The following is a 20842-nucleotide window of genomic DNA, read 5'->3' on the forward strand; positions in this document are numbered from 1 at the left end:
CGACGAGAAAGTGCTTATGGCGGATTTTGTAGCAGTCATTCGCAAGGCCGTGGATGGCTTGGCGAACAATACCCCCGAAAACCGGGTGAAGGTGTACGACAAGGCGCGTAGCGCTGTGGTGCGCCAGCTTGAAAATATGAAGCCGCGCCCGCCGGAAGAGCTGCTGAAGCGGCAAATCCTCAAGCTCGACACCGCTATTGCCGAGGTAGAGGGCGAATATTCGGAGGCGCTTCCCGCCATCGATGAAGACGAAGACGATTTGGTCGCCGCAGGTGCATCGGTTGCGATTCCGCCGGCACCGGATGTCTCTTCCCCCTATTACGAAGAAACCGTCGCGGAAGAGCAGCGCGTCTATGAGCAAACACCTGTAGCGGTGGAGCCACAGGATTACGCGCCCGTCGAGCCTGCTGCTGTCGAGCCTGAAACATACTATGAAGATCCGAAGGCCGAAGAGCCCCACGCCGAGCCGGTAGAAGACTATGTTTCCCGCGACCCTGAAGGGCCGACCTACTTTACGACGGCGACGGAAGAGGCGCGCTATACCCCTGATCCTATCGATGCTGAGGTAGATCACGCACCTACATCAGTAGAGAGTGAAGATCATGCCCATCAAGGCTGGGTTGGACAGGATAGCCCTGCGGAAGAGCGCTATGCATATCAGACTGAAGAACCTGCTCATCAGCCTGTAGACGACCTTCATCAGGAACCGGTTCCCCACGCCGGTGAGAGCGACGTCTTCCACAAAAACACGCCACAGCCCTATGATGCGAGCTACTCGGCCCCATCGCCCTATTATCAGGACGTTGCGAAAGAGGAGCCTTATGCGGAAAAGCGCGCTGACGACGTCCACTTCGGCGAAGCTCCGACCTTCGCAGATGACGATAAACTCTACAAAGATCAGGAGCAGGAAGCACCAAAACAGTCTCCGGCCGTTGTCGAGGATTACTCGACCTATTTTCAGGACACATCGCTCGATCTGACGACAAAATCCAGCCCAAGCCTTCCCCGTGCAGACGAAGATCCCTTCGCACCGCAATCGGGCAAAAAGGACGACAGGGAACGTACGCCCTGGGACGATCTGGAAGAACTGATCGGTTACGACGGCACGTCCGGCAATACGTCTGGTAATGCCAATAAGAATGATTTTGATTCTGGAATCTCTGCCGATGGTATTCCCGCGTCTGCCTACAGAACGAAGAAAAAGCAGAAGCGCAATTATGCCGGCATGGTTCTGGGCTTGTGTGGTGTCGTTCTTCTCGCGGGCGGCGCTTATGCTTTGTGGATCAACCGCGACACATTGAACGACATGGTTGGCGGCCTCGTACAATCGGCCAAAACCGGTACCAGCACTCCATCGACAGAGACGGCGTCCGCGCCGGCCAACACACCTGCGACTACGACTCCACCGGCGCAAAGCGGGACCACTGGCCAGCAGCCAGCCGCGTCCAATACGCCACCTGTTGATGATGGCTCTGTGACGGGCACCAAGTTCACTCAGCGCCTTCTGGCCAATGGTACGGAAAAAGATGAAGGAGCGGGTCCAGGACCCAATGGCCAGCCTGTGACGGCCGAAGGCCAATCCGTGTACCAGCAGACGGAAGCTGTGCCAGAAGCGCCGGCTCAGACACCGGCTGCAGCAAGCGGAACGGCAACGCCACCAGCCGGGGCAGCGCCTGCCCAACAGGCAGCGGCAGCCGCAGCCGGCCATCGCATGTTCCTCTACGAAGAGGTGCTTGGCCAGACTGTCCCAACAGCAATCGAAGGAACAGTGTCCTGGTCGTTGCAAAATGACGCGGATGCAGAGGGCAAGCCATCCGCGACCGTTCAGGGTCAGATCACCATCCCCGGACGTGGCCTGAGTGCCTTGATTACCTTCAAACGCAACACCGATCCTTCATTGCCCGCCAGCCATCTGGTCGAGATCGTGTTCTCGGTTGGAGCTGGTTTCGAAGGCGGTGCCATCGACAGCGTTCAGCGCATAGCCATGAAGAGCACTGAACAGGATCGCGGCAACGCATTGATCGCCGTTCCGGCAAAGATTACGGACGACTTCCACATGATCGCGCTGAACGACTTCCCGGATGCGTTGAAGACCAATCTGGAGCTCATGCGAACGCGTGACTGGATCGACATTCCAGTCTCGTATCGTAATGGCCGCCGCGCGCTTCTCACACTGCAAAAGGGTGCCGACGGCAAAGCCGCTTTCGATACGGCCTTGCGCGAGTGGAGTGCAGCCACGCCGGCAAACAATCAGTGATACTCTTATGAGTGTTTGTATAAATGTAAAAAGCCCCGAATGTCTCCATTCGGGGCTTTTTGCTAACAACAAAAGCAAGAAACGTGAGCGTTACGCGTCCACGACGCGCAGTGCCTTTGCAGTCTCCAATGCTTCTTTCTGAACCGCTTCCTGAACTTTTTCGAAAGCGCGAACTTCGATCTGGCGAACACGCTCGCGGCTGATATCGAACTCGGTCGACAAGTCCTCCAGTGTGACGGGATCTTCCGACAGACGGCGCGCCTCAAAGATGCGACGTTCACGGTCGTTCAACACACCCATAGCCTTGGCCAACATCCGACGGCGCGTCTCCAGCTCGTCCTGCTGTATCAGCACCGTTTCCTGACTTTCGTGATCGTCAACCAGCCAATCCTGCCACTGCCCTGCTTCGCCTTCCGCAGCCCGGATCGGCGCGTTCAGGGACGCATCGCCATGAAGACGGCGGTTCATCGAGATCACTTCCTCCTCGGAAACCTGAAGCTTGGTCGCAATCTCGGTCACATGTTCAGGCTTCAGATCACCCTCGTCGATAGCCTGAATCTTACCCTTCAGACGCCGCAGATTAAAGAATAGGCGCTTTTGATTGGCCGTCGTTCCCATTTTGACGAGAGACCACGAGCGCAAAATATACTCCTGAATGGATGCCTTAATCCACCACATCGCATAGGTCGCAAGACGGAAGCCGCGCTCCGGGTCAAATTTCTTGACCGCCTGCATCAGTCCGACGTTGCCTTCCGACACGACTTCGCCGATCGGCAGGCCGTAGCCGCGATATCCCATGGCGATCTTCGCCACAAGACGCAAATGGCTCGTCACAAGCCTGTGAGCTGCATCGCGATCGCCGTGTTCGGCGTATCGCTTACCGAGCATATATTCCTCTTGCGGCTCAAGCATTGGGAACTTACGAATTTCGTCGAGATATCGATTGAGGCCGGCTTCACCGGCAGTAATCGAAGGCAAACTGTTGCGGGCCATAAAGCACCCCCTTATCTATGTTCCGGGCTGGCTCCCCTCTCAGGCAAACCAAAATTGCGTGTCGAACTCCGACCCCGCACGAACCCACATGACAAATATGTATTGGAAACTCACGTTTCAAGAGCGCGCAATTGAAATGCGCGTCACAGAATGATGTCGCTCCAGTCTGCTGTTAAAAACAGATCAACGATAAATTCGTTCCGAAAAATTCGTGAGCCCGGAACGGATCATCAATTCATAGATCATGCGACGACCCATGGGGTTATGCAGGCGCGTAACTTTGGCCCCCAGGAACTCCGTTTCCACATGATCGAACGCCAACAGTTCCGGTGATTGCAGCACGACCTGCTGATAGTAGTCATGATACTCGCGACGGCAGACATAGGTCTTGTATTTGGTCATGCAAAACGCGCTGAAACGGTCGCCCTGCGCACGGAGAAAGTCGGCAACGCCGACGGTCACTTCGGGCCATTGCGGATTGAAGGTATCGTCAAAAGCAATAACGCCGTGATCCGCTAGGACGTCCATCGCAAGTCTGCTGTCAGCCAGAACGTGGTGCAGCATGTGGCCACCATCGACACTGAAAAAACGGACCTTTCCGACTTTCGCAAGCACCTCGTCCGGGCTGAGTTGCGTACTGTCACCCTTGATGACGAGGTCTTCATCGACCTTCAGATTCAGACGCTTGCCATTGTCGAGAAAGCGCTCGTACTGACGACTTTGGCCATCGCCATCTTCCAGATCGAAGAGGTCTACGGCCAGAACACGGCAATCATTACCGACGACCTTGCGCAGGAGAAAATAAGAGCGCCCGTAAAACACGCCGATTTCGGCAACGCCTCCCTCGAAAGCTCTTTTCTGCTGGGCATGCAACAGTGATGTAAAGACGAGGGCATCGGGTGGATCAATATAGCCTTCTATTTTTTGCAGATCATGAAAGATGAATTTACGGTCATGGACATTCACAGCGCTCAACCCCTAGTTTAGGCATTCTAGCGAACAGGTTGCAAAGTAGATTTCAACCCTCAACGGCTCAATTTTTGAGGGAATACTGGCTTCGACTGGACGCTTTATTGCAATGCAAAAAAGTAGGAGTAATTGAAGCAAAAATGAGACAGTAATATAGATCGTTTATTTAAGTAATTATCATAAACTAATTTATAAGCGTAATTTAATACTTACAAAAATTTTGGGCAAAAAAAGTCACTCGGGACGTTGATGTATCCCGGAGTGACTGTGTTGGTAATTGGGCAATTTCAGGCTCGAAGGGCCTGCGCCAGCTCTTCCATATCGGTTGGCATGTCTGTTTCGAACTCCATGACCTCCCCTGTGCGGGGGTGTTCGAAAGCAAGCAGATAAGCATGCAGGGCCTGCCGCGGGAACCGGTTGACCACCTCTTTGGCCTCGGCTGGCAACAGGTTGGCCTTGGTGCGGAAGGCCGCACCATATTCAGGATCACCGATCAGCGGATGGCCGATATGCGCCATGTGCACGCGGATCTGATGGGTCCTCCCGGTTTCGAGACGGCATTCCACCAGAGAGGCAAGGCAGGTCGCATCCGGCTTTTCGTGATAGCGCTCGATCACCTCGTAATGGGTAATGGCCTCACGCGCGTCATCAACGTCATCACGCTTGACGGCACGCTTTGTGCGGTCGGCACCGCGACCCAGCGCAGCATCGATTGTCCCACGCAAGGTCTTGGGGCGGCCCCAGACGATGGCCTTATAGGCGCGTTCCAGCGGCCCGGTGCGTCCGTGGTCTGCAAATTGGGCGGCCAGCTTGCGGTGGGCGTTGTCGTTTTTGGCCACGACCATGACACCGCTGGTTTCCTTGTCCAAGCGGTGAACGATGCCGGGACGCTTGACGCCGCCGATACCCGAGAGGCTATTGCCACAATGGTGGATCAATGCATTGACAAGCGTTCCCGTCCAGTTACCGGCGCCTGGGTGCACGACGAGGCCGGGTGGCTTTAACAGCACGATGAGGTCTTCGTCCTCGTATTCCACATCTAGCGGAATATCCTCACCCTTAGGTTCAGGGTCTTCCGCTTCCGGCATGGTGATCTCGATGTGATCGCCGGGATGGACCTTCTTCTTCGGCTCGGTCACAGGCTTCCCGTTGAGGAAAACTGCGCCCTGCTCGATCAAGGCCTTGATGCGGCTGCGCGACAGATCGCCTTCGACTTCGGCTGCGAGCCAAGCATCGAGGCGGCCTTCGGCGTTTTCCCCGGCAATCAGGACTTTCCTTGCGTCTCCGCCTTGTTTAAAGGGGTCGTTCATTCTTATGTTCCGATCACTCAACAATATCCAAGGATCCCGATGACGCAGATCGAGCAAGCCGAACAGGACGACCAGCCGTTAGATCCGGCCATGGAAAAAGTTCGCCGCAAGATGATCCGTTTGCAGATCGTGTCGGGCTCCGTAATGTTTATCAGCCTTATGGCTGTCTTCGGAGCCGTTGTCTACAAGGCGGTCGGCCCTTCCAAGACAGCAACCACAGCCGCAACGAACCCCGTTCCATCGGACGCGCCGGTTGCCGCCACCGCCAGCCTTCCACAAGGTTTTACCATTGAGACCGTCTCGTTTGCCAACGGTGATATGCTGTTCTACGGACGGCTCGCCAACGGCACCCGCAAGGCACTGGTGTTCAACGTACAGGCTGGCCGTTTCGTAGCAGACATCACCATCGATGCCCGCTGATCTCGCGCTGACCGCGATCACCGACCCACACGATCCACGCATCGCCGTCTTTCGCGACATCCGTGAGCGTGACCTGACCGGCAGGCACGGTCGTTTCATTGTCGAAGGCACCGTCGTGCTGCGCATGTTGGCGCAGGCGAACAAGGCCGGTCTCGATTTCGAAGCGGAAAGCATCCTGATCCTCGAAAATCGCCTTGCAGGCGTGGCGGAGATTCTCAGCGAATTTCCATCTGATGTCCCGATCTATGTGGCCAAGGCATCGGTGCTGGACGCGATCGTTGGCTTCAACCTGCATCGCGGCATCCTGGCGCTCGGACGGCGCAAGAGCGAGACGGACCTGGAGGCGACCATCGGCCGATTGCCGCAATCATCACTGGTTCTCGTCGGCTGCGGTATTTCCAACCACGACAATCTCGGTTCGATGTTCCGGAATGCAGCTGCCTTCTACGCCGATGCCGTCTTCATGGACAGCACCTGCTGCGATCCCCTTTACCGGAAGTCGCTGCGCGTCTCGGTCGGCTCGGTGTTGTCCGTCCCCTATCATCGCGGCGGCAATGCCGTCGAATTGCTGGAAACAATGGCAGCAAAAGATTTCAACATTTGGAGCCTATCCCCAACAGGCACTCTGGAAATCAGGGAGATACCGGCTTCCAACCGCATGGCCCTCGTCATAGGCACGGAAGGTGATGGCCTGCCGCCGGACGTGCTGAACCGTTTCAACACCGCTCGCATTGCCCAATCGCCGCAACTGGACAGCTTGAATGCTGGTACAGCCTCTGGACTGGCGCTTTACCAGATGGCAGGCGCTATCGGCCGTCTCTGATTGTTGACAAAACCTTAATAGATCGCATTTGCGTTAACCTTGTCTCAAAACCGAGCGTTAACATTTACAATTTAGTAATGGGCGGAACGAGAGGTTTCGCGATGCGTGGCGTATTTGTCGTCGTTTTTCTTTTGACTGTTCTGGCTGGCTGTGCGACCGCGCCGTCGCAGATTGGCAATGCCTGCGCGATCTTCGAACAGCGAGACGGCATATTCAACAACTGGAAGAAGGACGCGCAGGCGGCGGAACGGGAGTTCGGCGTGCCCGTGCCTGTCATGATGGCCACCATCTACACGGAATCCAGCTTCCAGCCCTATGCGCGCCCACCTCGCAACAAACTCTTCGGTTTCATTCCCTGGGGACGCAAATCGACCGCCTATGGCTATGCGCAGGCGCTGGATGGCACATGGAAGGTTTATCAGCGCGAAACCGGACGCTGGAACGCCAGCCGCACGGATTTCACCGACGCCATTCACTTCGTCGGCTGGTACCATGCCAAGAGCAACCGCCAGAATGGCATCGCACTCAACGATCCCTACAATCTTTATCTGGCCTACTATTCCGGCCATACGGGCTATGCGAACGGCGTCTGGCGCAGCAATACCGCTATCAAGAATGCGGCACGCCGCTCTGCCAACATTGCCATGCGTTACGAGAAGCAGTTACAGGATTGCGGCTACCGGTAGACATGTCGTCATCTCCGGCGCGTCGTGTGCTTAAAGCGGTTTCGCATATTGAGCGCCATTAGATAATGGCCACGTCATCCTCAAGCTCAGCCCGAGGATGACAGTGACGGGTTTCGCTAAACCCTTCCGGGACCGCTACACGTATCGCGCCAGAAACGCCTTCGCCGCCTCTATCTCATTCCCGCGAATTTCATGGCCGCCAGCGTGCCACTCCATCTCGACCTCACCGCCCTGTGCTTTCAGGTATTGCATCAGACCATTGGTCAGGGGCACGGGGCAGATCGGGTCACGTTCACCCGCCGTGATCAGCACCCGACGTGAGGCAGGTGCGGGTGCAGGTTTCGGCTCGAACGGGATCAGCGGGTGCATTAACACCGCGGCATCGAACAGATCAGGAAACTCGATCAGTGTATTGGCTAGAATGTTCGCGCCATTGGAAAAACCGAGTCCCAGCACGAGACCTGACGCATGATGATCGCGGTTGGCTTTGACGAAGGCCGCCATTTGCTGGGTCGCACGATCGAGATCGGCCATATCGTAAACGCCCTCGGCCGTCCTGCGGAAGAAGCGTGCGGCACCGAATTCGGAAACGTCGCCACGGGGCGAAATGACCGTCGCATTCGGTAACAGCCTGGTACCGAAGTCGAAGAACTGGTTCTCGTCCCCACCCGTGCCGTGAAAGACGAAAAAGACCGGCTGGCCCGGCGCACCGGCGCGCACCTTGTGAGAATAAGCATCCTTGCTCATGACAATATCTCCTGAGAACAGCCTGCGGCGCTCAAGCCACAGGCGTCCTCTTCTTTTCGAAAAAATCAGTTTTCAAGTGGCTCGAGATGCTGCTCAAGCGTCGCGCGCAGATGGGCGTGCTGAGATGGCAACTGCAACGCTTCGCCCAGATGCGCCGTATCCTCATCCCGATCGAAACCGGGCTCGTTGGTGGCGATCTCAAACAGCACACCGCCTGGTGTCCGGAAGTAGATCGCCCAGAAGTAATCGCGATCGATGACCGGTGTGACCTGATAGCCCGTATCCAGTAGCGCTTTACGCACCTCGAGTTGCGTCTGACGATTATCGACGGCAAATGCGATGTGGTGAACAGAACCAGCGCCCAGACGCGCGCCAGAAATATTCGGCATCGTCTCTATGTCGATAAAATCGGCACCATTGCCACCGGGCATGCCCAACCGCAGCACACCGTCCTGCCGATCGACCTCCTGATAGCCCATGAATTTCAGAAGTTCGGCGGTTGCTCCTTCATCTGCAAGCCGCAGCGATGCACCTTGAAAACCCCTGATGGCCTGATCTTCGCCAACGCCATTGCCCGTCCACTGCGCCCGTGCATCGTCTTTGAGTTCGACCAGCGCAAAACCATCCCCGTCGGGACCTGCAAAATGGAGGCGCCTGTTCCCAAAGGCGTCATCGGCTTTCAAACCGTCCACATTGGCTTTGGCAAGGCGGTCCTGCCAATAGGCAAGCGAACCTTCGGGCACCGAGAACAACGTCGTGCCAACTTCGCCGGTGCCCTGGCGACCACGTGCAATGTGTGGGAACGGGAAGTAGGTCATGACAGAGCCCGGTGTGCCGACCTCATCGCCATAATAGAGGTGGTAAACATCCGGCGCGTCGAAGTTGACGGTCTTCTTAACCCGGCGCAGACCAAGCGTGTCCGTGAAGAAATGGTTGTTCCCACGCGCACTCGCTGCCATGGATGTGACGTGGTGCAGACCTCTGATCTGGTTCAACATTTTAAACCCTCCGATTGGATGAGCTCGCAGGAAAGCGATGCCCTTCTTTCATGGGTTCAAGATGGTGCAGATCAGGGCGCGCGCATAGACTGGACGTTCAGAACGGATTGTTCTCAATTTGTGAACGACGAACCGAACTGTTCAGCAAATGACATGATGGTCAGTGGTCATCATTGGCACCCCTGACCCAGTAACCCGCGGTCACGAACGCGGTCTTTGGAAGACCGGCTTCTTCGCCAAGCATTTTCTTGACGGAACGCGCTTCGCCCTTCTCGCAGCCAACGAAAACATGCAGTCCATCGGCACCGGACCATGGATGGGACCGCAGTGCCCGCTCCAGCAATCCCGCCGTTCCAGCCGCTTGACCGTTGCGATAGAGCCAGTTCCAATTGACATTTGCCTGAGATGAAATCTCCTGCCGCTCCTGCGGATTGTCGATTTCGGCATACACCGTCAGCGTCTTACCCGCTGGCATTTCCTCAGCCATTCGCAACATCACAGGCAGCGCGGTTTCGTCACCGGCAAAAACGTAATGATCTGCATCCGGAAGCTCACCGCCAGGACCAACGATGCCGACGAGATCGCCGGGAGCCGCCGTCGCACCAAAATGTGCACCCGGCATATCGTCGCCCTCGTGCATCACGAAATCGAGATTGATCTCCCCGCGTAAGACACTGCCCGTACGGATGGTGTAGACACGGCGCGACTGCTCGTCCTCGCCCTTGGCCCAAACGATGGCGCCAGTTTTCGACAGATATGGCCAAACCGGCGCCCGGTCCTGATCGGGAAGGATCAGAATGCGGACATGCAGACCGCCACTCATCAACCGCTCAATGCCCTTGTCGATGGCAATCACGACCCGTCGCATTCTTGGCGTCAGATTGTAAGCCCGCACGACCCGGCCGCTGAAGAGGTTGGGCATTTCTCGCACATCCGAGCCGTGGCCTTCCCAGCGAAAGTCCAGAGACGTATCACCGGTAAACTCGACGATATGTTCAGCCACCATGGCTTTGACGGACAGCAGGACATTTTCCGAAACACAATTGATCCTCGCCGCAAACCGCCCATTCTCGGCACCGAATGTGCCATTGCCGTAATCAGCTTCGAAGTGCAGCGCCTCCCCCTCGCGGGTCATCGTCATGTACTCGGCGAAATGTTCGTGGAAGGCATCCACGATGGCGGATGGATCGGGAAGAACGACAGATGTTTGCGCAGACAGAAGCACCAGCTTAAATCCTTCAGATTACAGTCCGGTTATCTTTAGATCACCCTACTTCAAAGTGCAAAGCAGTTTTTGCCAAGGTCGATCACAGTTTTTCAGGCAATTGCCAATCGATCGGCTCGCGGCCACGCGAAACGAGAAAGTCATTGGCTTTCGAAAAGTGGTGATTTCCGAAAAACCCGTTATGGGCAGAGAGCGGGGATGGATGGGGCGACTTCAGCACCAGATGTTTCGCCTGGTCCACGAAGGACGCTTTCTTCTGCGCATAAGAGCCCCACAGCAGGAAGACCACGCCGTCGCATTCGTCATTGACGGTGCGGATAATGGCATCGGTAAACCTCTCCCACCCCTGCCCTTGATGGGACGCAGCGCGCGCTTCTTCCACCGTAAGAACGCTGTTGAGCAACAACACACCCTGACTGGCCCAGCTCTCCAGAAAGCCATGCTTCACCGGTGAAATACCGAGATCACTCTGCAATTCCTTATAGATATTGACGAGCGACGGTGGCGTGCGAACACCCGGCTGCACGGAAAAACACAAGCCGTGCGCCTGTCCCGCGCCGTGATAGGGATCTTGACCCAGAATGACGACCTTCACCTCATTCAGAGGCGTCAGATCGAGGGCGCGAAAATATTCGCTCCCTTTGGGGAAGATGTGCTTGCCGGCGTTCTTTTCAGCCAGCAGGAACTCTTTAAGCTTGAGCATGTAGGGGCTGGCGAATTCGGCAGAAAGCGCACGCTTCCAGCTCTCGTCAAGTTTCACACCCACCTCTGCCATGAAAATCCTCTTGCCTATTTGAACCGTTTGCTGCGCTCGAGCACTTCGATCTTGTATCCATCGGGATCACAAATGAAGAAATATTTTGCGAAGGGCGCGCCCCTGTATTCAGCGTTGATGATCTTTCCCACGACAAGGCCAAGCGCGGTGAGGCGGGTGTGTTCTGCTTCTACATCGTCGACGCTGACAGCGATATGGCCATAGCCATCGCCCAGCGCGTAAGGCACTTCGCGGCCTTTGTTGATGGTCAGCTCAAGCTCGAAATCACCTTCGGCATTGCTGAGATAGACGAGCGTGAACGTGTCGAACTCGAACCGTTCGGCGATCTCGAGGCCGAAAGCCCGATGATAAAAACTGACCGAACGCTTTTCGTCCAGCACCCGGACCATAGAGTGAATAAGTTTGGCCATGGTGTTTCCCTTACCCTGAATCCTGCTGGCCCGCGAAAGACGCGGGTGTCCGGGCAGCCAAATAACGGCTGGAGTCCGGATTTTCAACCCATGAGGCTTTTTCGCGACTTTCAGCGGATAGTCACATACCCGATTGGCATCACAGCTTTCACACTATCATGACATGGATACTCATGATAACGGCAGTCATGCGCATCCTCTATCTCTGTCTTGGCTGGCTTATGGTCGCAACCGGCGTCGTCGGTGCTGTCACGCCCGTTTTGCCGACCACACCGTTTCTGCTGATCGCGCTCTGGTGCTTTTCCAAATCATCGCCAAAGCTTGAGGCGTGGCTTCTATCCCACCCCAAATTCGGTCCGTCCTTGCGCAACTGGCGTGACAAAGGCGCCATCCCGCGTAAGGCAAAGATCGCCGCTGTGTCTTTGATGACAATGAGTTACGCCATTTTTTGGTTCGCTACGGAGCCAACGCCCCTCAGAGCCGCAATCGTTGCCGCGGTGATGCTGGGTGCAGCGCTGTTCGTCACCACCCGACCGGAACCTTGACGTCCAGGCTCATCGGTGGCGCGATTGCGGCAGCACATAGGGAATGTGCCGCGCAGGAATGCGCCCGACCGTCCCGCCAATGCCGTAGACCCGAGCAATGATGTCGTCGTTGATGGTGTCAAGTGATGAGCCAAAGGCTGTGATTTGCCCGTGATGCATGACGATAAGTTGATCGGCAAACTCGGCGGCGAGATTGAGGTCATGCAGAACAGCAAGCACGGTCCCACCTTCACGCGCAAAGTCGCGCGCGGTCTCCAGCACGGAAATCTGGTGGCCGAGATCGAGGCTCGATGTCGGCTCGTCCAGCAAAAGCGCTCTCGCCTCGCCATTCTCCACGGCATTGGGCACCTGCGCCAAGGCGCGCGCAAACTGCACGCGCTGTTGCTCGCCCCCGGATAGCATATTGTAGGACCGCCCCTCGAAACCGCTGAGGCCGACCTGGGCAAGCGCCTGCCTCGCCTGCGCCTCCGGCTTCACGGAGCCTTGCGCCACGGCCCCCATGCGCACGATTTCCAGCGCCGTAAAGGGAAAGGACAGAACTGTGCTCTGCGGCAAAACGGCACGAATGCGTGCCAGTTGCGCAGGCTTGAACACGCCAACATCGATCTTGTGATAGGCGACATGTCCAGCATCGGCGGTCATCTCACCTGACAGCACCTTCATCAAGGTCGATTTTCCAGCGCCATTTGGGCCGATGATGACGCTGAACGTGCCGGGCTCGAGCCTGATCGTGACCTCGTCCAGCAATCTACGACCCGAACGGATGACGGTGACGCCGCGTGTGGAAATCATGACACATTCCTCAGACCGAGACCGTTGCCTTTGCCCAGAAGTAGAAACAGGAAGACCGGAGCGCCAATCAGCGCGGTCACGACGCCAATCGGCAACTCGGCGGGAGCGGCCACCGTGCGCGCAAAACTATCCGCCAGAAGGAGCAGCCCTGCGCCACCAATAGCCGACGCGGGCAAAAGGAAGCGATGCGAGGAACCGATGACCAGCCGTAAAAGATGCGGCACGACGATACCGACAAAACCGATGGACCCGGCTGCGGCGACACTTGCCCCGCAGGCAGCGGCGACCGCCAGAATGACGGTCCGCTTCAGACGTTGAACCGGAATACCCATGTGAAAAGCAGCCGCATCTCCCAGGATCAACGCATCCAGCCCTTTCGACACGAAGGGAATGCTGGCCAGGATGATCAGGAAGAACGGTAGCGTCGTCCATATCTTCAGCGGCGTTGCCCCACCCAGTGAACCCAGGCTCCAGAAGGTGATGTCGCGCAGGGCGCGGTCATCGGCCATGAAGATCATCAAACCCATCAAGGCTGCACTCAGCGCTGCAACGGCGATACCGGCGAGGATCAGAACCGTTGTCGATGTTGCGCCGTTCCGCGTCGCGATCATGTAGAGCAGCAGCGTATTCATCAAACCGCCGAAGAACGCCATCAGCGGCAGAAAGTGAATGCCGAACAGAAGAGACAGTGGCGCAAGCAGGCTGCCACCCAGCGCCAGCGCGGCAACTGCAAAAAGTGCTGCCCCGGAGGTGACACCAACAAGACCGGGATCGGCCAGTGGATTGCGGAACAGGCCCTGCATCATGGCACCGGAGACGGCAAGGGCTGCCCCGATCATAAGACCCAGGCCCGTGCGCGGCAAACGGACCGCTTCCAGAATGACGCGGTCGCGTGGTTCCATGCTTTGCGAATGACCGGTGAAATAAAGCCACAGCTCATACAGGCCCACACCCGTCGGCCCGCTGGCGAGGGAGACGAGACAGGCTACGACAAGAAAAATACACAACGCCGCAAGGGTGATGGCCCCCTTGCGCGAACGATCGCCGGGAATCGGACCTGCGACCTCGGTCACAGCCAACGCGCTCACGGTTTAACGATCTCGGGATACAGTTGCGAAGCCAGTTCACGACCGGCAGCGGGCGTGCGCGGACCAAATCCGATCAGATACAATCCATCCATGCTGATCAGCGATTTGGAAGCGGCAGCAGGCGTCGACTGGAAGGCGGGGAGCGCAAAAAGCTCGTCTGGCTTTGCCGCATGGTTGCCGCGCTGCATGGTCAAAACAACATCGGGCGCGGCTGCAATCACGGCTTCATCGGTCAGCGGTTTGTAGCCGGTAATTTCCTCGGCGGCATTGATACCACCGGCCATTTCGATGATCGCCGCAGCCTCCGTATCCTTGCCAGCAGCCATGATGCGCCCGCCTGCGGCCGACAGAACGAACAAGACGCGCTTCTTCTTGTCGCCAACAGCGGCAACGTCCTTCGCCAGCGCATCGAGACCAGCGTCAACATCGCCCGCAAGCGCCTTTGCCTTGTCTTCAAGCCCAATAGCTGCGCCAACATCCTCGATTTTCTTGGCAATAGCACGGCCTTCCGGCGGCGTGTCGACTGTCACCATCGGCACTTCGCTGGCTTTCAAAATGCCGATCACATCTGCCGGACCTGCCCCATCCTCCGACAAAATGAGATCCGGCTTTTGCGACAAAATACCTTCCGAGGAGAGCGCGCGCATATAACCGACATCCGGTTTGGACAACGCTTCAGCGGGAAAACTGCTGGTCGAGTCACGCGCGACGATCCGATCTCCGGCACCCAGCGCGTAGAGAATTTCCGTCACCGTACCGCCAAGTGCAACAATCCGCTTCGCGTCGGGGTTGCCCTTGTCGGACGCGTGGGCAGCGAGCGGAGACAGTGCCAGCGCCACGGGAAGAGCGGCACCAAAAGCAATCGAGCGAAGCAGAAGCGGCATGACATGATCCTGAACAATGCGGTGTGCGACAGCCTGCACACCATATAAGTTGAGTTAATTACACATCTTTTAAAGTCGCACAATCCGATAAGTTGACTATTTCCGTTATCTTTTATATCTCCGCTTTTCAGGGGTAGCGTACCACCATCCGGTGCCGCACATTCAAAGGGAGACTATCGATGTTTATTGCCATGAACCGATTCCGCGTCGTGCCAGGCTTTGAAGAGGCTTTCGAAACCATCTGGCGTGACCGTAAGCGTCACCTGGCCGAGATGCCCGGCTATCTGGAGTTTCACATGCTGAAGGGTGCGAAGGCTGACGATCATACGCTTTACGCCTCCCACACCGTATGGGCCACCAAAGATGACTTCACCGCATGGACAAAGTCCGAGCAGTTCCGTGCCGCCCACGCCAATGCCGGTAACAATCGCGGCAAGGTCGAATATCTCTCTGGTCCGCATTTCGAAGGTTTTGACGTTATTATACACGAGGGCCAGAACGGCGAAGACCTACCCGTGGCAGCGCAAGCATGAGCGACACTGCCATGATAGCGCGCGCGAAAGCCGCTCTTGCCGAAAATCCGGATGGGGTGGTGGAGGCCATCGCCGCCAAGGCAGAGGTGACACCAGCAGATATTCTCAAGGTTTTGCCGCGTGGTGCCGCCGTCTCAGCTCCTGCCGACAAATTCGACGACATATGGAATGAACTGCGCAGCTGGGGCGAAGTCCTGATGATCGTTCAGACACCCGATATCGTCTTCGAGGTTCCCGGGCATCTTCCCGAGGGAACAGAGGGCCACGGCTGGTTCAACATTCATGGCGATAGCCCCATTGGCGGACATATCAGGAAAGACAATTGCGCCTCGATCGCCTTCATCGATCGGGAATTCCATGGGCGCCGCTCGCTTTCGGTCTGGTTCATGAATGCCAGTGGCAGCGCCATGTTCAAGCTCTTCGTGCGCCGTGACGAGAACAAGGAATTGCTGGCGGACCAGCTCTCGAAATTCGAGACGCTGCGCGATAGCTTTCTCGCCTGACAAGATTGGCAAGCCGCCGCCGGAAATCGGGTGGCGGCTTTTCCTTTGAACATAGAATGTCGCTTCCGGCATGTCTCACCCCTCCCGACATGCCCTATCCATTCAAGGCTTGGTAAAGCACGAGAGGCTTTGCGCCACTCTCGACCTGCGCTATAGGCCGTTCGACACATGATGAGGGAAAGCCGATGACGACCTATGTTTTGACCGTGGCCTGCCAATCCAAACGCGGCATCGTCGCTGCTATCTCGGGTTATCTGGCGGCGAAGGGTTGCAACATTGTCGACAGCTCCCAGTTCGACGACCTCGAAACCGGCAAGTTCTTCATGCGCGTCTCCTTCATTTCCGAAGAGGGCGAGAGCATGGAAGCGCTACAGGCCGGCTTTGCTCCCATCTCTGCGGAGTTCGGCATGGATGCTGCTATCTACAGCGATGGCGAGCGCACCAAGACACTGCTGATGGTCTCGCGTTTCGGGCACTGCCTCAACGACCTGCTCTACCGCTGGAAAATCGGCGCGCTGCCCATCGATATCGTCGGTGTTGTCTCCAACCACTTCGAGTATCAGAAGGTCGTCGTCAATCACGATATCCCTTTCCACCACATCAAGGTGACGAAGGACAACAAGCCGAAAGCCGAAGCGCAACTGATCGACCTGATCGAGACCAGCGGCACGGAACTGGTGGTGCTGGCCCGTTACATGCAGGTGCTCTCGGATGAAATGTGCCGCAAGATGTCGGGCCGCATCATCAACATCCACCACTCGTTTCTTCCCAGTTTCAAGGGTGCGAACCCTTACAAGCAGGCCTATGAGCGCGGTGTGAAGCTGATCGGCGCCACGGCCCATTACGTCACAGCCGATCTCGATGAAGGTCCGATCATCGAACAGGACACGGTCCGCGTCACCCACGCACAATCGGCAGAAGATTACGTGTCGCTCGGGCGCGATGTGGAAAGCCAGGTATTGGCCCGCGCGATCCACGCCCACATCCACCACCGCACCTTCATCAACGGCAACCGCACCGTCGTCTTCCCACCCAGCCCAGGCTCATACGCATCAGAGCGGATGGGCTAAAGTTTTTCATCCACAAAAACTTGGAATTTATTTTCGGTGGTGAGCAACCGACTGCCTCGTGCAACCGTTTGTTCTGCGTTGTCACACACCAGAGGTGTCCCTCATGAAAAAGTTGATTATCGCCAGCGCCGCGCTTCTTCTCGCGGCAGGGTCTTCGTTCGCCCAACAGCCACCGCCACCACCACCAGCCGGTGGACCGGTCCCCGGTCAACAGGTCGATGCACCGCCACCACCACCACCACCACCGCCAGGTCCCGGCGCGCAGGCGGATGCGCCTCCGCCACCTCCGCCCGGCCATTGGGGTCCACGTGACGGTGGTCCGAAAGACGGCGGCCCGCGTGACCGCATGATGATGCCGCCACCGCCACCGCCATCGAAGGGCGCGCACTTCCGCCTTGAACAGGGCGAGACGAAGATTGACATCAAATGTGCCGATGACGAGCCGATGAAGGCCTGCGCCGATATCATGATGCAGTTGATCGACAAGATTAACGAGTAAGTTCGCCAGCATAAATGGAAGTGGCGCAAGCGCGCCGCTTCCTCAAAAGCGCACAGTCGCCTTCAGACCTCTTCCAGATGCGCCGTCGTCCAGCACAAGCCGCCCGTTGAAAAGCGAGGCAATCTCCTCGACGATTGCAAGCCCCAGACCCGCACCGGGTGCCGCGTTTCCGTCTCCCCTGGCAAAACGCTGGCGCACCACATTGCGTTTTTCGGCTGAGATCCCGGGGCCGTTGTCCTCCACCTCGATGTAGGCCAACCCGTTTGTTTTCCCCACCCTGACCGTCACTTCCGCTCCCCGCCCCGCATAGGCGATGGCGTTGCTGATGAGATTGCCGAGGAGCTCGCCGAGCAAAAGCGGCTCTGCCGGGATGCTGGTCGCTTCCACGTGTTCGAACCCCAGATCGATGCCCGCTTCTGCGGCGACAGGGACGTAATCTGCGGTCACGGATTGAGCCAAGGAGACAAGATCGACATCGACAAGGCTCTGCTTTTCTCCTGATCCGGCAGCATCAATGTTGGCCATGCGCAAAAGCTGCGCCAGAATATGCTCGGCATGCGCGACAGAAGCATCCCCCTTGTGCGCCGCGGCCTGTGCCTCCTGCAAGGTGGATGCCCGCGCCGACAGCGCGAGCTGGGTGCGGATGATGGCCAGCGGTGTGCGCAGCTGATGGCTGGCATTGCCGGTGAAATGCCTCAGCGCATCCAGCGCCGACTGCAACCGCACCATGAAGGAGTTGACGGTTTCCACGAGGTTTTCGACCTCCACCGGCACCGATTGGCGGATGGGGTGCAAATCATTGGGGCTGCGTTCATCAATAGCTTCGCTGAGCCGATAGAGCGGACGCAGCGAGATCGTCACGGCAATCCAGACGATAATGGCGGCACCGACGATCATGAAGAGAAGACGCAGGGCCGAGCGAATGATAATCGCCTGCGCCAAGCGACTGCGGGCAATCGTGGTTTCTGCAACAGTGACGGTAAACGGCACGGAATTCACACCCGTCGATGCAAAGCGCTCGATTGCGGCCACACGGATGGGCTCGCCGCGAAATTCGGCATCCACGAAAATGGGCGTGTCACTGCGGACCTTTTCCACCGAAGGCAAGTTTTGGTAGCCCGTCAGAAACTGACCGTTCGGGCCGTCCACCCGATAAAACACCCTGTCTTGCGCCGCCGATGTCAGCATTTCCAGCGCGACATATGGGATATCCACCTCAAGTGACCCATTCTCGGAGACAACGACCCGCTCGGCGATGGCCAGGGCGGAACCGGACAGCACCCGGTCAGAGACGATATTGGCTGTATTGGTGGCTTCGCGGTAGGTATCGGCCAGCGCAATGCAGCCGATGATCGCCGTGGAAATCAGAAGCCAGCCCAGCAGGCGCCGCCGCAGCGAATAGGCGGCCTGCTTCATTGCGCCATCTCCGGCAACTTCTCGAGATAATAACCAATGCCGCGCGCCGTCTTCACCGTCAGCCCATGCGGAGCAAGTCGCTTGCGCAGACGGCTGACATATTGCTCGATCGCATTGCCGGACAGTTCGTCATCGAAACCCGTCAGCGATTGGACGATGGCTTCCTTGGCCACCACCTTTCCGGCACGCATGAACAGCACTTCCAGAAGCGCCACCTCACGCGCAGGAATATCGAGCGGAATGCCCTCGGCGGAAAAGGTGCGCGACGTCAGATCGAACGACACCTTGCCGAAACTGACCAGCGAGGAACGCAAACCGGCGTTGCGGCGCAGGAGAACCCTCACCCGCGCTTCGAACTCGGTGATATCGAACGGCTTGGTCATATAGTCGTCAGCGCCGAGATCCAGTCCTTTCACCCGCTCTTCCGGCGTGCCGCGCGCCGTCAGAATCATCACCGCTGCCTTATCCTGGCGGTCACGCATCGAACGCAGCACCTCGATGCCGTCCATTTCCGGCAGGTTGAGATCGAGAATGACCAGATCGAAATTTTCAGCGGCAATGGCGGCGTCCGCCGAAGCGCCATCGGACACTACATCCACGGCATAGCCGCTACCCCGCAGCAGCGCGGAAAGTCCTTCCGACAGCACCTGATTGTCCTCCACAAGCAGAATTCGCAAGCAGACGCCCTCCATTTGGATCGAATTTATCCAAGCCTACCCGTCTTGTGAATGGCAAGGGCCTGCGGCATGATCTTTTCCATGCGTATTCTTCTATCCCTCTGTCTTTTCTTTGGTATCGCCACCTGTTTGCAGGCGCAGCCAATGGTGTTTCCTGCCCTGTCCGGCAAGGTGGATGCAGAAACGCTCGTGGTCTATTCCTCGTTGGACGAACCTCTGGCAACCCCTATGATCGAGGGGTTTCAGAGAGCGAACCCGGATGTCGCGGTTTCCTATGAAGATATGCTGACCGGCGAGATTTACGACCGCATCGTGCGCGAAACGGATGCGGGTGAAAAAACCGCCGATTTCGCCTTCTCCTCCGCCATGGATCTTCAGGTCAAACTCAGCAATGACGGCTATGCGCAGCGATCCGACCTGCCGATGAGCGCCCGATGGCCCGCCTGGGCCAACTGGCGCAACACGGCCTATGCGCTGACCTTCGAGCCCGCCGTCTTCGTCTACCATAAGCCGAGTTTTATTACGGAAAAGCCCCCGGCCAGTCGTGCCGAATTCGTGGATTATCTGGAACGCCACGCCAAAGAGGTGCATGGGCGCATCGCGACCTATGACATCGAACGCTCCGGCGTCGGCTTCCTGTTCATGTCACGCGATCAGGAACAGTTCGGCGATATCTGGAACGTCATCAAATCAATGGGAACGGCGGGCGTGAAGGTTTACTCCACCAGCTCCGCCATTCTGGAGCGCATTTCCGATGGTCGGTTCCTGCTGGGCTACAACATCCTCGGTTCCTATGCCGCAGATTGGGCCTCTCGCCATCCCGATGTCGGTATCGTGCTGCCGAAGGACTACACGGTCGTCATGTCGCGTATCGGGCTGGTGCCGCAGGCGGCCAGAAACGCCGAACTCGGACGCCGCTACCTGGAGTTCTTCATGTCGAAGGAAGGTCAGACCATCATGGCGCGGCAGTTGCAGATACCCGCCGTCAGTCCGGATGTGGCGGGGGAAAACACCGCCAACATGATGCAGGCCATCCACGGCGCACAATTGCGGCCGGTTCCGGTCAGTCCGGGACTGATGGTCTATCTCGATCAGGTCAAGCGCGCCCGCATCATCGAGCGCTGGAACGAAGCTCTGCGTGCCCAGTAGACGGATTTCAAAAATTAATAGACAGTAAATGTGTCGAGGAGTTGCCAAGCGTCAGTTAGATGACAGCTTTCTA

The 20842-nt window shown here is 57.4% G+C and carries 23 protein-coding genes; 10 read left to right on the forward strand and 13 right to left on the reverse strand.

The window, feature by feature from the left end:
• Positions 1 to 16: 16 nt before the first annotated feature.
• Positions 17 to 2257, forward strand: coding sequence for a hypothetical protein (locus GGQ73_RS09390; RefSeq protein ID WP_183895805.1), 2241 nt, complete (start codon positions 17 to 19; stop codon positions 2255 to 2257).
• Between the two features lie 90 nt (positions 2258 to 2347).
• Here the strand turns inward: GGQ73_RS09390 and rpoH are convergent, their stop codons facing one another.
• From rpoH to GGQ73_RS09405, 3 genes are all read right to left on the reverse strand, one after another.
• Positions 2348 to 3250, reverse strand: coding sequence for an RNA polymerase sigma factor RpoH (gene rpoH / locus GGQ73_RS09395; protein WP_174153812.1), 903 nt, complete (start codon positions 3248 to 3250; stop codon positions 2348 to 2350).
• A 183-nt stretch (positions 3251 to 3433) separates the two neighbouring features.
• The gene (locus tag GGQ73_RS09400) at positions 3434 to 4216 is read right to left on the reverse strand and encodes a class I SAM-dependent methyltransferase (RefSeq protein WP_183895807.1); all 783 of its coding nucleotides are present in this window, start codon (positions 4214 to 4216) and stop codon (positions 3434 to 3436) included.
• Positions 4217 to 4506: 290 nt separating this feature from the next.
• Complete coding sequence (locus tag GGQ73_RS09405; RefSeq protein ID WP_183895809.1) at positions 4507 to 5529, reverse strand: RluA family pseudouridine synthase; 1023 nt, start codon at positions 5527 to 5529, stop codon at positions 4507 to 4509.
• Positions 5530 to 5568: 39 nt separating this feature from the next.
• Here GGQ73_RS09405 and GGQ73_RS09410 point away from each other — a divergent pair, with 39 nt between their 5' ends.
• The 3 genes from GGQ73_RS09410 (at position 5569) to GGQ73_RS09420 (ending at position 7458) form a co-directional block, all read left to right on the forward strand.
• Complete coding sequence (locus GGQ73_RS09410) at positions 5569 to 5949, forward strand: hypothetical protein (RefSeq protein ID WP_183895811.1); 381 nt, start codon at positions 5569 to 5571, stop codon at positions 5947 to 5949.
• Positions 5939 to 6772, forward strand: a complete 834-nt coding sequence (locus tag GGQ73_RS09415) for a TrmH family RNA methyltransferase (protein ID WP_183895813.1) — start codon at positions 5939 to 5941, stop codon at positions 6770 to 6772. The genes GGQ73_RS09410 and GGQ73_RS09415 overlap by 11 nt, the downstream gene beginning before the upstream one ends.
• 101 nt (positions 6773 to 6873) lie before the next feature.
• On the forward strand, positions 6874 to 7458 hold the full coding sequence (locus GGQ73_RS09420; protein ID WP_183895815.1) for a transglycosylase SLT domain-containing protein: 585 nt from the start codon (positions 6874 to 6876) through the stop codon (positions 7456 to 7458).
• A gap of 135 nt (positions 7459 to 7593) precedes the next feature.
• On the opposite strand, the gene GGQ73_RS09425 is transcribed toward GGQ73_RS09420, so the two are convergent.
• The 5 genes from GGQ73_RS09425 to GGQ73_RS09445 all read right to left on the reverse strand — a co-directional run bounded on the left by GGQ73_RS09425 (position 7594) and on the right by GGQ73_RS09445 (position 11613).
• Positions 7594 to 8205 carry an alpha/beta hydrolase gene (locus GGQ73_RS09425; protein WP_183895817.1) on the reverse strand — a complete coding sequence of 204 codons (612 nt, stop codon included), beginning with the start codon at positions 8203 to 8205 and terminating at the stop codon, positions 7594 to 7596.
• A gap of 65 nt (positions 8206 to 8270) precedes the next feature.
• The gene (locus tag GGQ73_RS09430; protein WP_183895819.1) at positions 8271 to 9203 is read right to left on the reverse strand and encodes a VOC family protein; all 933 of its coding nucleotides are present in this window, start codon (positions 9201 to 9203) and stop codon (positions 8271 to 8273) included.
• A gap of 160 nt (positions 9204 to 9363) precedes the next feature.
• Positions 9364 to 10428, reverse strand: coding sequence for a DUF2218 domain-containing protein (locus GGQ73_RS09435; protein ID WP_252094086.1), 1065 nt, complete (start codon positions 10426 to 10428; stop codon positions 9364 to 9366).
• Between the two features lie 82 nt (positions 10429 to 10510).
• A complete protein-coding gene (gene ung / locus GGQ73_RS09440) occupies positions 10511 to 11203 on the reverse strand; it encodes a uracil-DNA glycosylase (protein ID WP_183895821.1) in 693 nt (230 codons plus the stop codon).
• A 14-nt stretch (positions 11204 to 11217) separates the two neighbouring features.
• Positions 11218 to 11613, reverse strand: coding sequence for a VOC family protein (locus tag GGQ73_RS09445; RefSeq protein ID WP_183895823.1), 396 nt, complete (start codon positions 11611 to 11613; stop codon positions 11218 to 11220).
• Between the two features lie 188 nt (positions 11614 to 11801).
• Between GGQ73_RS09445 and GGQ73_RS09450 the strand changes: the two genes are divergently transcribed.
• The gene (locus GGQ73_RS09450; protein WP_183896136.1) at positions 11802 to 12158 is read left to right on the forward strand and encodes a YbaN family protein; all 357 of its coding nucleotides are present in this window, start codon (positions 11802 to 11804) and stop codon (positions 12156 to 12158) included.
• Between the two features lie 9 nt (positions 12159 to 12167).
• Here the strand turns inward: GGQ73_RS09450 and GGQ73_RS09455 are convergent, their stop codons facing one another.
• From GGQ73_RS09455 to GGQ73_RS09465, 3 genes are read right to left on the reverse strand one after another with little or no spacing between them, the layout of a single operon-like run.
• Positions 12168 to 12950, reverse strand: coding sequence for a heme ABC transporter ATP-binding protein (locus tag GGQ73_RS09455; RefSeq protein WP_183895825.1), 783 nt, complete (start codon positions 12948 to 12950; stop codon positions 12168 to 12170).
• Entirely contained in the window at positions 12947 to 14038 is a 1092-nt protein-coding gene (locus tag GGQ73_RS09460; RefSeq protein WP_183895828.1) for a FecCD family ABC transporter permease, read from the reverse strand. The genes GGQ73_RS09455 and GGQ73_RS09460 overlap by 4 nt, the downstream gene beginning before the upstream one ends.
• Positions 14035 to 14922 carry a heme/hemin ABC transporter substrate-binding protein gene (locus tag GGQ73_RS09465; protein ID WP_183895830.1) on the reverse strand — a complete coding sequence of 296 codons (888 nt, stop codon included), beginning with the start codon at positions 14920 to 14922 and terminating at the stop codon, positions 14035 to 14037. The genes GGQ73_RS09460 and GGQ73_RS09465 overlap by 4 nt, the downstream gene beginning before the upstream one ends.
• A 179-nt stretch (positions 14923 to 15101) precedes the next feature.
• Here GGQ73_RS09465 and GGQ73_RS09470 point away from each other — a divergent pair, with 179 nt between their 5' ends.
• From GGQ73_RS09470 to GGQ73_RS09485, 4 genes are all read left to right on the forward strand, one after another.
• Positions 15102 to 15455 carry an antibiotic biosynthesis monooxygenase family protein gene (locus GGQ73_RS09470; RefSeq protein WP_174153825.1) on the forward strand — a complete coding sequence of 118 codons (354 nt, stop codon included), beginning with the start codon at positions 15102 to 15104 and terminating at the stop codon, positions 15453 to 15455.
• Positions 15452 to 15958, forward strand: coding sequence for a heme utilization cystosolic carrier protein HutX (gene hutX / locus GGQ73_RS09475; protein WP_174153826.1), 507 nt, complete (start codon positions 15452 to 15454; stop codon positions 15956 to 15958). Before GGQ73_RS09470 ends, hutX begins: the two co-directional genes overlap by 4 nt.
• Before the next feature lie 185 nt (positions 15959 to 16143).
• Positions 16144 to 17028: a formyltetrahydrofolate deformylase gene (purU, locus tag GGQ73_RS09480; protein ID WP_174153827.1), complete on the forward strand. Its 885-nt coding sequence runs from the start codon at positions 16144 to 16146 to the stop codon at positions 17026 to 17028.
• Between the two features lie 103 nt (positions 17029 to 17131).
• Positions 17132 to 17527 carry a hypothetical protein gene (locus tag GGQ73_RS09485; protein WP_183895832.1) on the forward strand — a complete coding sequence of 132 codons (396 nt, stop codon included), beginning with the start codon at positions 17132 to 17134 and terminating at the stop codon, positions 17525 to 17527.
• Positions 17528 to 17569: 42 nt separating this feature from the next.
• Here GGQ73_RS09485 and GGQ73_RS09490 read toward each other — a convergent pair whose 3' ends face one another.
• Positions 17570 to 18943 carry a sensor histidine kinase gene (locus GGQ73_RS09490; RefSeq protein ID WP_183895833.1) on the reverse strand — a complete coding sequence of 458 codons (1374 nt, stop codon included), beginning with the start codon at positions 18941 to 18943 and terminating at the stop codon, positions 17570 to 17572.
• A complete protein-coding gene (locus GGQ73_RS09495; protein ID WP_183895835.1) occupies positions 18940 to 19620 on the reverse strand; it encodes a response regulator in 681 nt (226 codons plus the stop codon). The genes GGQ73_RS09490 and GGQ73_RS09495 overlap by 4 nt, the downstream gene beginning before the upstream one ends.
• Before the next feature lie 81 nt (positions 19621 to 19701).
• On the opposite strand from GGQ73_RS09495, the gene GGQ73_RS09500 reads away from it, so the two are divergent.
• The gene (locus GGQ73_RS09500) at positions 19702 to 20769 is read left to right on the forward strand and encodes an ABC transporter substrate-binding protein (RefSeq protein WP_234910940.1); all 1068 of its coding nucleotides are present in this window, start codon (positions 19702 to 19704) and stop codon (positions 20767 to 20769) included.
• The last annotated feature ends 73 nt before the right edge of the window (positions 20770 to 20842 follow it).

The sequence above is a fragment of the Rhizobium skierniewicense genome (genome assembly GCF_014196515.1).
Classification (GTDB): Bacteria; Pseudomonadota; Alphaproteobacteria; order Rhizobiales; family Rhizobiaceae; genus Agrobacterium; species Agrobacterium skierniewicense.

Excerpts from the sequence above, each read along its gene's own strand:
- GGQ73_RS09390 (WP_183895805.1), top strand. The coding sequence starts at position 17 with ATGGCGGATTTTGTAGCAGTCATTCGCAAGGCCGTGGATGGCTTGGCG.
- rpoH (WP_174153812.1), bottom strand. The coding sequence starts at position 3,250 with ATGGCCCGCAACAGTTTGCCTTCGATTACTGCCGGTGAAGCCGGCCTC.
- GGQ73_RS09405 (WP_183895809.1), bottom strand. The coding sequence starts at position 5,529 with ATGAACGACCCCTTTAAACAAGGCGGAGACGCAAGGAAAGTCCTGATT.
- GGQ73_RS09410 (WP_183895811.1), top strand. The coding sequence starts at position 5,569 with ATGACGCAGATCGAGCAAGCCGAACAGGACGACCAGCCGTTAGATCCG.
- GGQ73_RS09415 (WP_183895813.1), top strand. The coding sequence starts at position 5,939 with ATGCCCGCTGATCTCGCGCTGACCGCGATCACCGACCCACACGATCCA.
- GGQ73_RS09420 (WP_183895815.1), top strand. The coding sequence starts at position 6,874 with ATGCGTGGCGTATTTGTCGTCGTTTTTCTTTTGACTGTTCTGGCTGGC.
- GGQ73_RS09425 (WP_183895817.1), bottom strand. The coding sequence starts at position 8,205 with ATGAGCAAGGATGCTTATTCTCACAAGGTGCGCGCCGGTGCGCCGGGC.
- GGQ73_RS09430 (WP_183895819.1), bottom strand. The coding sequence starts at position 9,203 with ATGTTGAACCAGATCAGAGGTCTGCACCACGTCACATCCATGGCAGCG.
- ung (WP_183895821.1), bottom strand. The coding sequence starts at position 11,203 with ATGGCAGAGGTGGGTGTGAAACTTGACGAGAGCTGGAAGCGTGCGCTT.
- GGQ73_RS09445 (WP_183895823.1), bottom strand. The coding sequence starts at position 11,613 with ATGGCCAAACTTATTCACTCTATGGTCCGGGTGCTGGACGAAAAGCGT.
- GGQ73_RS09450 (WP_183896136.1), top strand. The coding sequence starts at position 11,802 with ATGCGCATCCTCTATCTCTGTCTTGGCTGGCTTATGGTCGCAACCGGC.
- GGQ73_RS09455 (WP_183895825.1), bottom strand. The coding sequence starts at position 12,950 with ATGATTTCCACACGCGGCGTCACCGTCATCCGTTCGGGTCGTAGATTG.
- GGQ73_RS09465 (WP_183895830.1), bottom strand. The coding sequence starts at position 14,922 with ATGCCGCTTCTGCTTCGCTCGATTGCTTTTGGTGCCGCTCTTCCCGTG.
- GGQ73_RS09470 (WP_174153825.1), top strand. The coding sequence starts at position 15,102 with ATGTTTATTGCCATGAACCGATTCCGCGTCGTGCCAGGCTTTGAAGAG.
- hutX (WP_174153826.1), top strand. The coding sequence starts at position 15,452 with ATGAGCGACACTGCCATGATAGCGCGCGCGAAAGCCGCTCTTGCCGAA.
- purU (WP_174153827.1), top strand. The coding sequence starts at position 16,144 with ATGACGACCTATGTTTTGACCGTGGCCTGCCAATCCAAACGCGGCATC.
- GGQ73_RS09485 (WP_183895832.1), top strand. The coding sequence starts at position 17,132 with ATGAAAAAGTTGATTATCGCCAGCGCCGCGCTTCTTCTCGCGGCAGGG.
- GGQ73_RS09490 (WP_183895833.1), bottom strand. The coding sequence starts at position 18,943 with ATGAAGCAGGCCGCCTATTCGCTGCGGCGGCGCCTGCTGGGCTGGCTT.
- GGQ73_RS09500 (WP_234910940.1), top strand. The coding sequence starts at position 19,702 with ATGCGTATTCTTCTATCCCTCTGTCTTTTCTTTGGTATCGCCACCTGT.